The organism is Sphingobium sp. CCH11-B1 (assembly GCF_001556865.1).
Classification (GTDB): domain Bacteria; phylum Pseudomonadota; class Alphaproteobacteria; order Sphingomonadales; family Sphingomonadaceae; genus Sphingobium.
This window is the reverse complement of the sequence record NZ_LSJY01000071.1, coordinates 1-11,745: the sequence shown is the minus strand read 5'-3', so window position 1 is coordinate 11,745 and position 11,745 is coordinate 1. Positions and strand designations below refer to the sequence as shown.

General features: G+C 62.2%; 13 protein-coding genes. 4 read left to right on the top strand and 9 right to left on the bottom strand.

What is annotated here, in order from left to right:
- Positions 1–408: 408 nt before the first annotated feature.
- Both AX724_RS07715 and AX724_RS07710 read left to right on the top strand, forming a co-directional pair.
- On the top strand, positions 409–3,063 hold the full coding sequence (locus AX724_RS07715; protein ID WP_156448021.1) for a TonB-dependent receptor: 2,655 nt from the start codon (positions 409–411) through the stop codon (positions 3,061–3,063).
- Positions 3,064–3,113: 50 nt separating this feature from the next.
- Complete coding sequence (locus AX724_RS07710; protein WP_066765063.1) at positions 3,114–3,386, top strand: hypothetical protein; 273 nt, start codon at positions 3,114–3,116, stop codon at positions 3,384–3,386.
- Between the two features lie 53 nt (positions 3,387–3,439).
- Here AX724_RS07710 and AX724_RS07705 read toward each other — a convergent pair whose 3' ends face one another.
- The 7 genes from AX724_RS07705 to AX724_RS07675 all read right to left on the bottom strand — a co-directional run bounded on the left by AX724_RS07705 (position 3,440) and on the right by AX724_RS07675 (position 8,907).
- Positions 3,440–3,952, bottom strand: coding sequence for a c-type cytochrome (locus tag AX724_RS07705; protein WP_066765089.1), 513 nt, complete (start codon positions 3,950–3,952; stop codon positions 3,440–3,442).
- An 11-nt stretch (positions 3,953–3,963) separates the two neighbouring features.
- Positions 3,964–4,509 (bottom strand): methylamine dehydrogenase (amicyanin) small subunit, encoded by a 546-nt coding sequence (gene mauA / locus AX724_RS07700; RefSeq protein WP_066765060.1) that lies wholly within the window; start codon positions 4,507–4,509, stop codon positions 3,964–3,966.
- Between the two features lie 25 nt (positions 4,510–4,534).
- Positions 4,535–5,137 (bottom strand): methylamine utilization protein MauD, encoded by a 603-nt coding sequence (locus AX724_RS07695; protein WP_066765058.1) that lies wholly within the window; start codon positions 5,135–5,137, stop codon positions 4,535–4,537.
- Positions 5,138–5,141: 4 nt separating this feature from the next.
- Positions 5,142–5,675 carry a MauE/DoxX family redox-associated membrane protein gene (locus tag AX724_RS07690; RefSeq protein ID WP_066765056.1) on the bottom strand — a complete coding sequence of 178 codons (534 nt, stop codon included), beginning with the start codon at positions 5,673–5,675 and terminating at the stop codon, positions 5,142–5,144.
- 2 nt (positions 5,676–5,677) lie between these two features.
- Positions 5,678–6,856, bottom strand: coding sequence for an amine dehydrogenase large subunit (locus tag AX724_RS07685; protein ID WP_066765054.1), 1,179 nt, complete (start codon positions 6,854–6,856; stop codon positions 5,678–5,680).
- A 66-nt stretch (positions 6,857–6,922) separates the two neighbouring features.
- The gene (locus AX724_RS07680; protein ID WP_231736563.1) at positions 6,923–8,179 is read right to left on the bottom strand and encodes an MFS transporter; all 1,257 of its coding nucleotides are present in this window, start codon (positions 8,177–8,179) and stop codon (positions 6,923–6,925) included.
- A gap of 74 nt (positions 8,180–8,253) precedes the next feature.
- A complete protein-coding gene (locus AX724_RS07675; protein ID WP_066765052.1) occupies positions 8,254–8,907 on the bottom strand; it encodes a TetR/AcrR family transcriptional regulator in 654 nt (217 codons plus the stop codon).
- Between the two features lie 213 nt (positions 8,908–9,120).
- Between AX724_RS07675 and AX724_RS24710 the strand changes: the two genes are divergently transcribed.
- Positions 9,121–9,594 carry a c-type cytochrome gene (locus AX724_RS24710; protein ID WP_066765049.1) on the top strand — a complete coding sequence of 158 codons (474 nt, stop codon included), beginning with the start codon at positions 9,121–9,123 and terminating at the stop codon, positions 9,592–9,594.
- Between the two features lie 315 nt (positions 9,595–9,909).
- Complete coding sequence (locus AX724_RS07665; RefSeq protein ID WP_082733436.1) at positions 9,910–10,251, top strand: SWIB/MDM2 domain-containing protein; 342 nt, start codon at positions 9,910–9,912, stop codon at positions 10,249–10,251.
- Between the two features lie 151 nt (positions 10,252–10,402).
- Here AX724_RS07665 and AX724_RS24705 read toward each other — a convergent pair whose 3' ends face one another.
- Positions 10,403–10,534, bottom strand: coding sequence for a hypothetical protein (locus AX724_RS24705; RefSeq protein WP_269454128.1), 132 nt, complete (start codon positions 10,532–10,534; stop codon positions 10,403–10,405).
- Between the two features lie 104 nt (positions 10,535–10,638).
- Positions 10,639–11,745, bottom strand: a 1,107-nt coding sequence (locus AX724_RS07660; protein ID WP_066765048.1) for an efflux transporter outer membrane subunit, incomplete at its 5' end; no start/stop codon positions are given.

Genomic DNA, 11,745 nt, shown 5'->3' with positions numbered 1-11,745 from the left:
CTGCTCAAAATCCTATTGCGTCTGCAAGCGCCCGTCGAGCGCTTCTGTCGCGAATGTTTCAAAAACCCTCAGAGCAGCCGCTTGACACGCCGTGTCCTATCGGCAGTATCAGATTTAGGACGGTTGTTATGATTGCTGCAACAGCGAGCCGTCCAAGGGTGTAGATGACAGCGAGTGTGACGCCGCCATGTGGCGATCCTGAAGGATGGGTTCCTTCGGGCCGGGATTTCTTTGGCCCGCGTGGGTCGCGGGAATGCGGCGTCATCGAACAAGATCCGGAGCGCCGGGCACAAAAAGGAGAGGACGGGTAGCAACGCATATCAGGGGGGTATTCGTATGGCCATTCGTCTCCGTTCACGCAGGATGCGCGCGCTCTGTGCGCTAGGCACCAGCACATTCCTGACGCCCATGCTGTCTGCTGGAGCGCTGGGGCAGGAGCCCGTCGCCCAGGCGTCGGACAGCGCCGAAGCCGCGGCGGCCGACTCCGAAACGGGCCTTGGCGTGATCGTCGTCACCGCGACCCGCAGCGCACAAAGCATCCAGAAGGTGCCGATTTCCATGCAGGCGCTGGGCGCGGAGAAACTGGCCGAGCGGCAGGTGAAGGGTCTTAGCGATTTCGCCACCCTGTTGCCGTCCGTTTCGTTCGAAGGGATCGGCCCCGGCCGTAACACCGCCTTCTTCCGGGGCATCGTGCCCGCGGGCGGCGCCTATGCGTCCGTCGGCTACTATCTGGACGACATGCCCATCACCGGAACCGAAGTGCCGGATATTCACGCCTATGATCTGGAGCGGGTCGAGGCGCTGTCCGGGCCGCAGGGGACGCTATATGGCGCGGGATCGCTGGCCGGGACGATCCGCCTGATCACCAACAAGCCGACGCTCGACAAGTTCGAGTTCGGTTACGACGTCGAAGCGAATAAATATGGCAAGGGCGACTTTGGCGGGCAGTTCGAATCCTACATCAACGTGCCCGTCAGCGAGACGCTGGCGGTGCGCGCGATGGGCTATTACCGGCGCGACGGCGGCTATATCGACAACACGCCCAATAACGGCCGCCTGAACAATGGCGCGCCGGCGGTCTATACGCTGGGCGACAACAACCCCAACACCTTCTTCAACCTGGACAATAGCGACATAGCCAAGGACGATTATAATTCGATCAAGGAATTTGGCGGTCGGCTGCAATTGCTGTGGGAGCCGGTTGAGGGATGGGCTGTCAATCCCTCCATCACCGCGCAGAAGCAGGTATCGAACGGCTATTTCGGCTATGATCCGCGCGTGGGCGATCTCCAGGTTCACGACTATGACCAGACCAGGAATGACGATCGCTGGTATCAGGCGGCGCTGTCGATCCATGGCCATATTGGCGACTGGGACATCGTTTCGGCGACCGGTTATTTCAAGCGGCGGCAAAGGACGCTGAACGATTATACCTATTATACCGTCACCTACGACGGATTCGGGCCAGGCTATGAGAGCTATCTGCAATTTTTCGACAATTGCACCGGGACGGGCGCGGCGCAGCGCTGCTCGCTGATCGATCCCACGCAATTCTATCACGCCGACACCCACCGCAACAAATTCACGCAGGAGTTGCGGATCAGCACGCCCAAGGACTGGCCGTTCGACGTCACGCTGGGCGGATTCTACCAGCGGCAAAAGAATGAGATCAACAACAGCTACGCCATTCGCGGCCTGGACACGATTACCGGCTATACAGCGACCGGCGGCGGCGATGTTCCCGGCGGCCTGATCGGCGTGCCGGCCATGTACGGCATCGCGTACGACGATGACGGCAATCCCTTCTTCGACACCAGCGACATCGTCAATCCCAGCGGCAATCCCCTCGGCACGATGCTTTACGGAACGCCGGCGGTGAAGGGCGACGCCTTCTACTTCGTGGAGCAGAACCAGCTCTATCATGACACCGCCATCTTCGCGGAAGGCCATTACAACATCACGCCGACGCTGAAGTTGACGGGCGGCATCCGTTATTTCTGGACCGACTATGCGGTGAAGGGCTTTGCCGGCGTCGCGGCTTCGGCGGCGAATACGGTCACGTCGCTCTTCGTGCCAACGGGTGAGATGGGATGTCCGACCCCCTTGCCGGCGGAGCGGCTCCAATGTCTCAACACCAATTTCCGCGCGGCGGACCAAACCGGCCGCTACAAGGAGGATGGCGAGACCCACAAGATCGCGCTCGATTGGCAGATAACGCCGGACAAGATGGTCTATGCCAATTATTCCACCGGCTTCCGCCCCGGCGGTTTCAATCGTCCGCTGCGCATCCGCAATTTCGGGGCTGTCGACGTGGCGCCCTTCGAATCGGAAACGCTGACCAATTACGAATTAGGCATGAAGACGACCTGGGGCGGCATATTCCGCCTGAACGCCGCCGTCTATTTCGAGAAATGGGACAATATCCAATATGGCGTAGTCGTTTCCGGCGCACAGGGCGCTGGCATGACCGGCAATGCGGGCAAGGCGGAGGTCAAAGGCATCGAATATGACGCCGACCTGAAGCTTGGCAAGGTCACCATTTCCACCTCCGGCGCCTATAATGATGCGAGCCTGAGCGGCAATTTCTGCAATTTTGCGCTGGATCGGGCGACATCCAGCATTTCCCAGCTATCCACTTGCACATTGGGAGAGGATGTGCCGGACTCCAACCCACCCACGCCGCAGGTCGCGGCCGCTGACGGCACGCGCCTGCCGCGCCAGCCCAAATTCAAGGGCACGACATCGGTCCGCTACGACACGGAGCTGGGCGATTATAGCGCCTTTTTCCAGGGCGCGGCGCTGTACCAGACCGGCGCGACGCAGGATCTGAACGTCGATAACAATGCACTGCTGGGCAATACCAAGGGCTTTGTCAGCTTCGACTTTTCTGGCGGGGTGAAGAAGGACGGATGGAGCCTGACCCTGTTCCTGCAAAATGCCTTCGACAAGCGCGGGCAGTTGACCAAGAACACCTTCTGCTCGATCGACTTCTGCGCAGGATCGTCGCGCACCTTCACCATCAAGCCGCAATTTTTCGGCATAAGGTTCGGCCAGAAATTCTGAAGAGATACTGGAACAGAATGGCCATGCCTCGCAAAATATGGGTGCGGTGCATGGCCATTGCCTTGGAAGCGGCGGTTCTGCTGCTCTATATGCCAGAAGCTTCCCGAGCGCAGGAGGATCATTCCAGCCTCAGCCGCGAAAGCTATCGCCGCAGATGCTTGATGTGTCACAGCCGCGCCGCGCCCGAGGGCGTGTCACCGGAGATATTGGCGGGCCTTCATCCAGAGCAAGGGCTGAAGCCGGCGCTGGCGATGCCGGGCGTCACTTGCTGGCGCCGCTGCGCGACCTGCTGGCCAAAGGATGCATATAATGTGCGGAAATGAAAGATGGATGTGGAGCGATGCGTGGGAGAACGCATCCGTCGCTGGGCTTTTCCCTATCGCCCCTTCACGGGAAACAGCTGCCGCAAGGATGCAGGCGCGTGGCACTGCCGGATCGCGGTTTCGACATGGCGGGCGCGTTCGGCGGTAAGCGAGGCGGAAGACAGGGCGAAACGCCGTTCATGCGCGATTTCCTCCGCGGTGAAGGGAGCGCTGCCCTGGGGCACGCTACCGCCGCCGAGGCCAAAGACGACGAAGTTCATCATGTCGGCCAGTTGTTGATTGTCCCTGATCCGGCTCAACGCGACATTGGGAAGGCGGATGAGGTAGGCGCGCGTCTGCGGCGTGCACAGGAACCAGCCAACCCTGCCGCGCAGTTCGGGCAGGGCTGCGGGCGCGGCGCTGCCCTGCACCCCATGGCAGCCCCCGCAATTCTCGATATAGTCGGATCGGGCAAGGTCGGGATCGGTGATCGCAGCAGGGAGCACACCCATAGGCGGCAGCTCGGCCCTGCCGATGCCGGCTGCGCCGAACAGCAGCAGCGAAGCCGTCAATAACACGCGCGCCATGCCGGGCTGCCTCAGCTTGCCGCGCCCACCAACACCGCGGTCGAACAATGATATTCCATGCTGCTCGTGCCAAAGCACCAGATCACGTCGTTGTTGAGCTGAGGCATATAGAGCTGGGTTTCGCGATCGGTATTGTCGCAGCCGCACTGGCCGCATGCCGGTTTCCCGCAACAGTCGCGGTACGCGATAAGGTAGGCCTTGCCGTCGTCAGGATTGATGCATGTGCCGACCCAGGAAACGGGGGAAGGCTCCGCGCCGGCCGGGCAGCTATGGATGCCGCCGCCGCAACAGGTGCAAAGCGCCCCGTCGATCGCGCAGTAACGCCAATAGTCGCACTTGCTGTCATCCTTGCTCTGCGCGGTGCGGGCAAAGCCGGTCTTGGCCTCCGGCGATCGATCGGGCTTGGCCGCTTCCACACGGCTGACGGGGAGCAGCGGAAAGGCGGGCGCTGCGACCAGAGCAGTGCCCAGGCGCGCCAGCATCGAGCGGCGCGAGGTGCCGCCCGCCAGCTTGCGCAGCAACTTCTCCCCCATGGCATCGGCGTCGAACTTCTTCATGTCACGCAACCCCCTATGGCAATGTTCAGGCCGCCTGCGCCTTGAGCGAGCCGATATAGTCCTGTACCGTCTTGATCCCCATCTCGTGCGCGACGATCAGGCTTTCGAGATGTTCGCGGCTGTTGACCAGGCCCTTGGACAAGATCGCGCCTTCTGTGTCCAGCAGCACCGCGAAGGGCAGTTTGGCGACGCCATAGGCCTGACCGACCTTGGGGCCATTGACGAAGGCGTGGGCTTCCAGCCCATGCTGAGCGATCATCGCGCGCTGGACGGGAACATCGTCGTCGCCGACAAAGGTCAGCGCAACCCGTTCGTCGCGCGCGAAGGATTTGGCCATCGGAATGATGTTCTTGCACAGGGGGCATTGGGCGGACACGAACATCAACAACCGCAACGCCGTGCCATGCGCATGGCCGCCTATCGTCACCGGAGCGCCATCGATCGTCCGAGTGTCGATCTCGACGATGGCGTCGCCGACCGCCGGGCCGCCGCTGGTGGCGAGCGCTCCGGCGGGCGCGACGCGGATGTGCAGCACGCCCACCTGCCGCGCGACCGCCAGCAGCCCGACGCCAAGCGCCAGCAGGACGATCCAGGAGAGGATTTGCGCGATGATGAGAGACGTCAGCATATGTTTATCTCCGGTAGGCGGCGGCCGGCGCGGCGATCAGCGCCAGAATGTGGCCGAGCAGATGATAAGCGAGGAAAAGCGCCAGTCCGCCAACGGCGGCAGTGCCGATGTCGAGCGCTGAGAAGGGGAGGGCAGGCCCCAGGCGCAGCGCGACGAGCGCGATCAGCAGCAAGTTGCGGGCGACGAGCGGCCAACCGATCGGATGGCGCAGATCCGATCGGCCGCAGCCGCAATCGATATGATCGCGTCCCCGCGCTATATTAATCGCCATCGCTCCTGCGAAAAGCGCGAGCAGCAGCATGGCGAGGACGACTGGGACGGTCGTAAAGCCGGCGATCAGGGTGGCTCCGATCGCGATCTCGGCCAGCGGCAGGATTGTCGCCGCAGGGGCCACCAGAGCAGACGGGAGCAGCCGGTAATTGGCGACCACTCCCGGCAGCAAGTGCCTATGACGCAGCTTCGAAAGACCCGCCTGCAGCAGGATCAGTCCGACCCCGATAGCGGCCGCGAAAGCGGCGATCGCCAGACCCATCTCCATCGTCAGGAGGGGTCCAGGACCGTGATGGTGCTGCCACCGGCTTTCTTGATCTTGTGCTTTTCCTCCCAGGTGGCGAGGTTGATGACAATGGCATCGCCCTTTTCTCCATTCATGACGAGGAGCGGCTTGTCCGATTGGGTGACCTCGATATTGTTCATCGGTTCTTTGAGCGGCTGGCGCTTCACCACTTTTTGCTTCGCAAGGTCGACTTCCCACACCTCGGAACCCGACGCCTTGTGCGACCAATATTCGCCCATGTGCATCAGTACGAACAGATGGCCTGTCGCGCGGTGCAGCGCCATCGGCTGACGACCGCCGGGATACCAGTTGAGTTCCAGCGGCTTGGTTTCGCCGGGCCGGATGCCTGCCGCCGCCTGGATCGAGAAAGGCGCGGATATCGTCGGCGCGGGACCGAGCTTCGCGACCCAGATCTGGCCAGTGTAGCTGAGGAAGGTCGTTTCCTTCTTCTTCCGGTCATAGGCGAAATTGTCGAAGATCGGATCGTCCGTCGCCGAGAAGAAGGGGGCGCTATGCGTAATATCGGCTTTCTTGCCCGTCAGCTTGACCGTGGCGAGCGATCCGTCCCCGCATAATGCGGAAAAGCCAACACCCGGATTGGGCATCATGCTGGCGCATCCGGGCAGCTCGACATTGGCGACGAATTTGCGCGTCACCAGATCGACGATGTTCACCGAGGATGCGGGGCTGAGATTATAGACGAAGCCGGTCTTTCCATCGTCGCTGATGATGAAGTTATTCTTTCGCGATCCGATGAGTATCCGGTCGGGAATGGCGATTTCCGCCAGCAACTTCAGCTCGCGCGTGTCGTAAACCGACACCATGTCCTGCCGGGTACCACGATCCCCCTTGGACCAGATGGTTTCCGCCACATAATAATATTTACCGGCTGGATCGATCGCCATGTCGGCAAGGCGACGGGTTTCCACCATGCCCTTCATCTTGCCGGCCTCGCCGTCGAAGATGCTGGTGCCCGGCATATCCCAGCCACCGTCTATGAAGAACCAGTTGGGCTTGGGAGGCTCCATCGTCACGACGTCGGATGTTTCCGGCTCCAGCGTCGCCGCCACATCAGCAGGCACGGCGTCGCCGGCGACAGCTGCGCTCAATGTCATGCCCAAGGCGGTTGCGGCGAAAATTCCCCTGAAGACGCTGCTCGACATCTCGCGTGATCCCCTTGATCGGTGCGGGAGGAGAGGACTCTGCGCTGGTCCGTCTTCCTGCTCGCGCTAAGGCTGGACAAGTGTCAAGGATTGGTCAAGAGGGCTGGCGCGTGATGTATAAAATTTCTCGGCTTGAAGCAGGTCCGACTGTGGTTCGTTCAAGATATCGGCTTGAGGAAGGCCATTAGCGGGGCCCCTGATCGTCACCAGCAGCGCGATACACCCGCACAAGAGGGCGGTTGTCACGCCATTAACCAGGGACCATGGACCAAAGGCGTTTGACAGGATTGAACCGGCGACAGGCCCGGCGATCATGCCCAGGCTGTGGACGCAGGATACGAAACGGCGGAAAAAGGGGCTTCCATGGGCGGCTGTCGCTTCCCCGGAAAAGCGGACGATGGTGGCTGTCGATCCGATATTGAGCAGACTGATCGCTAGGATGAAGAAGACCGGTGCGCCGGGTCGGGTCATCGCCAGCGGCGCCAGCAGGCACAGGCTGGAAAACAGCCCGGTTAGCGGCAGCGGCACGACGGCGCGTTCACGCATGACGGTCAGCGCCGTCAAGGCGCCGATTACGGATCCGATCGCGACCGCGGTGCCGATCACATCATCGGCGATGCCGGCTGCCATTGCGAGCGCTCCGGCGAAACTCCACACCATCATGGTCGCGGCAATGAAGCAGAAAAGAGCAGTCGCGAGCGCCCAGGCCTTCAGCGGCGGCACCGTCTCCTCGCCCCGATCGATGGCGACGCCAGGCACGGGCGCGGGGCCGGCGGGCAGCGCCGAGAGCAGCAACAGCAGGCCGGCAGGAACCAGCGCCAGAATGCGCAACGCCACGCTGGGCCCAGCGGCATCGCTGATGGCCGGAAGAACCAACGCCACGAGGGTTGAGAGCAGCAACTGGATGAGGAAGACCGCGCCATAGGCAAGGGCAGGCCGGTGCGCTGCCGCCACGCTCATGGCATGGGTGTATGCGATGCCCATGCTGATGCCGAACAGGCCGCGTGCGGCAATCAGCATCCACAGGTCGTCCAGCGCAGGTGTCGCCATACTGGCCGCAAGGGCGGTCAACGCCGCAAGGGCCGGAGCCATGCGCGGGATGGATGCGCCGCCCCGCCATATGATGATGGCGCCCATCGCCATGCCCGCCTGAGTCGCGCCGACGATCCAGCCGTGATTTAGCGGGTCGAGGCGGGTCGCGGCGGTCAGCAGGGTAAGAAAGACAGGGTCGATGCCGGGCTGCAAAAGCGCCAGCGCGGCTGCAAGGATGCAGGCGCCGGTCCGATCAGATGCCCTTGAGGGCAACAGGTGATGTCCTCCCACGATGAATCCCCCGAGCAAGAGCGGCGCGCGCGGGGCGCCCCCTGCCAATCAGATCCATCCTCCCTTGAACGGTATCAAGCCGCTTCGGTCATCAGCCCCGCAAGATCGCGCGAAGTCACTGTCTTGGCAAGATGTACGAACGACATCGCCGCAAGCGCGGTAAAGACCGGCATCTTGTTCGCCCATGGCTTTTGGTGGCCCAGGAAGGGGGTCGATCCTTCCATCGATGCACTGATGAACAACGACAGGCTGTGAACGTCATCCGGGCGTAGCGCCGGATTGATCTGCGACACATATTCGCCGATCACCTCATGCACCTTGCTGTAGAAAAGGCGCACGCGGTCTGCGACGAATTCGCTCTGGTTGGCGAGCGCCCACAATTCGGTGAACAAATGGGTCGTACGCTTGGTCTGGATGTCCTCCAGGCACAGAATGATCACCAGCTTCAACCGTTCCTCTGCGGTGAGACCCGGCTTGCGCACCATTTCGTCCAATAATTTGTCGTAGGATTCCAGCATCTCATCCAGCATCACCTGGATCAGCATTTCCTTCCGCGGGAAATGATAGCTGACATTGCCGACTTTTAGGTCGCACCGCGCGGCGATGCGGCGTAGCGTGAAGGCTTCTGCCCCTTCATCGATCAGCACGCCAAGAGCTGCCTTGAGGATCTGGTCGACCGTTTCGGACCCGCGCGCATAGATGCCGGGCCGGGATGGAGCGATTATCATGTTACATCTACCTTGCCCGCAGACCTATCATGGCGCGGCCGTTCATGCCACCCTTCTCCCGACAGAATGAAAGGAAGGGTTGACGAATATTTGAAGAATGTCCAGTATTGCGGCATTCGTAGAATGTTGGGATAATGGGGGAATTTGGTGGCGGGCTGGGCTCCGGCACCACATTCTGTGACACCGCGTCGAGCTTTGGGGAAGTTTCGGGCAATGTTTCGATCTATCAAACATATCAGATTTTTGCTTCTCGCCGCTCTGACGGCATCGTCGGGAACGGCGCTGGCCGGCGGACCGCAGACCTTCGCAAGCCGCTGCTCCATGTGTCATCAGCCTTCCGGGGCCGGGTTGCCGGGACAGTTTCCGCGGCTGAGCGGCCGGGTGTCTGAAATCGCCGGAAGTCCGGAGGGCCGCCGCTACCTCACAATGGTGCTACTCTACGGGCTATATGGCCCCATCACCGTGGACGACAAGAAGATAACCGGTCTTATGCCTGGAATGGGGACGATGAGCGACCAGGATGTTGCCGACGTGCTCAACCATGCCGTGTCGCTGAAGAAGGCGGCAAAGCCTTCTCCTCCCTTCACTGCGGCGGAAATCGCCAAGATTCGCGCCGGGGGCAAGTTGACCGCGGCGCAAGTCGCAACGGAACGCGGACGCTTGGCGGCCAAGGGGCTGATCCACTGAAGCGTGCCGCCTTCGGGCGTGAAAGGCATATTGGACCGGGAAGACGCGCTTCGCGCCGTCGATGTCGGCGCAGGGTCGATGATCGTGTTCACTCATGGTGGGGGTCGCCTGAACGGAGCGTCGTTTGGCGACCCGCCCGCTCCTTCAGCTGGCGGACGCGGTCGCGGTCCCATCGAAGGCCTCATGGACGGCGGCTGCCTCTTTGTGGAATCGACGCGCGTAAAGATCGTCAGCGCGTGGCAACCAAGAGCGATGGCCGGCGTATATGCCTCGGCAGAAGCAGTGATAGCCCCTGATGCAGCGAAGGAGCGCAAAATGGCACGATCGGCGGAGAAGCGTGGCAAGGAAGAAACGGCAACGGCCGCGAAGAAGGTGAAGGCGACGGGCAAGCCCGCCGGCGGTGCCCGTGGCGGCATCACCGCGCCTGTCACACCTTCGCCGGAACTTGCCGACATCATCGGCGCGAAGGATTTGCCGCGCAGCGAAGTCGTGTCCAAGATCTGGGACTATATCAAGAAGAACGACCTTCAGGACGCGAAGGATCGTCGCCAGATCAATGCCGACGAAAAGCTGGGCAAGATTTTCGGGAAGAAATCGGTCAGCATGTTCGAGATGAACAAGCATCTGAGCAAGCATCTGACCGCCAAGGCAGGGTGAGCGATTAGCACGCACCGGCGGAATCCTGGCTGACGACCTGTGCTCGAATATCGCGGCGCGGGGCCATCATCAGCGACTCAGCGCGCCCGGACAAGGCACCCGCGTCAGCCTGTGGGCGGCGTTTCCGTCGCGGTTCTGCCCGCGCCTTGCCTCATTCGCGATGCGATTTGCGGCCCGGCTGTTCGCTGAAGGGACATATCAACTGGTTGATGCGCAACGCGTCCTGAGCGCCCGCCGCAAAGGCGCTGCATAGCCAATCCAGCAATCGTGTCACGATCGACATGGCTCTCTCCATCCTCTCTTTTGCCGCATCTTATCATAACTTGCGGGGCAGGGAAGCGGGCAAGATGGCCGGGAATGAAATGATACTGGCCAGTATGGGACGCTTTACTGGTCCGCACCGATGACGCGGTAGAGGCGGATACGGTTGCTGACCAGCGCCAGGTCCGTGGCAATGGCGGACTGCTGTGCGCCGTAGAAGCTGCGCTGGCTCGTCAGCGCCGTGAGGAACGGGTCGATGCCCGCGCGGTATCGCTGTTCGGAAAGGTCGTAGGCGAGTCGGCTTGCCGTCACCAGCCGGCGCTGCGCCGCCTGCTGCGCGTCGATTGTCCCGTCCCTTGCCAGCGCGTCAGCGACTTCACGGAAGGCCGTCTGGATTGCCTTCTCATATTGGGCGAGATAGAGGTCCCGCTGGGCTTTGCTATATGCGACATTGCCGCGGTTGGGCCCGCCGAAAATCGGCAGGCTCCCTGACGGCGCCGCTTGCCAGGCAAAGCCGTCACCTGTGAACAGGGAGGAAAGGGCGGAGCTCGCGACGCCGATCGCGGCCGTCAGGCTGATCCGGGGGAACATGGCCGCCCGCGCCGCGCCAATGTCCGCATTGGCCGCCTTCAACTGATGCTCCGCCTGCAGCACGTCGGGCCGCTGAAGCAGCATGTCGGACGACAGGCCTGCCGGGACCGTCGCTATGCCTTGCGTCAAAGCTGCAAGGCCCGACGGCAGCAACATGTCTTCGACCGGCGCGCCCACCAGCAGGTTGAGCGCGTTGCGGTCCTGCGCCACCTGCGTGATGTTGGCCGCGACGTCGGACGCCGCCTGTTCTACGGTCGTTTCGGCCTGGCGCACGTCCAGCTTGCCGGCCAGCCCGGCCCCGTTCAAGGACCGGGTGAGTTCCAGCGTCCGCTGCGCGCTGGCCACTGTCTGGCGGGACAGGGCCAACAGGTCCTGATCCGCCGCCAGCGTGGCATAGGCGGTGGCCGTTTCCGCGATCAGGGCGATCCGGGTGGCCCGCGCGCCTTCCTGCGTCGCCAGATAGGATTCGAGGGCGGATTGGGTCAGGTTACGCAGTCGCCCGAACAGGTCGATCTCGAACGCGCTGAACCCCAGATCGGCGTTGTAGCTGTCCACCCTGCCGTCATTTCGCCGGGCGAAGCTCGCCCCCGCATCGGCGGTGATCGTCGGCAGTTGCGCCGACCGTTGGACGCGATATTGCGC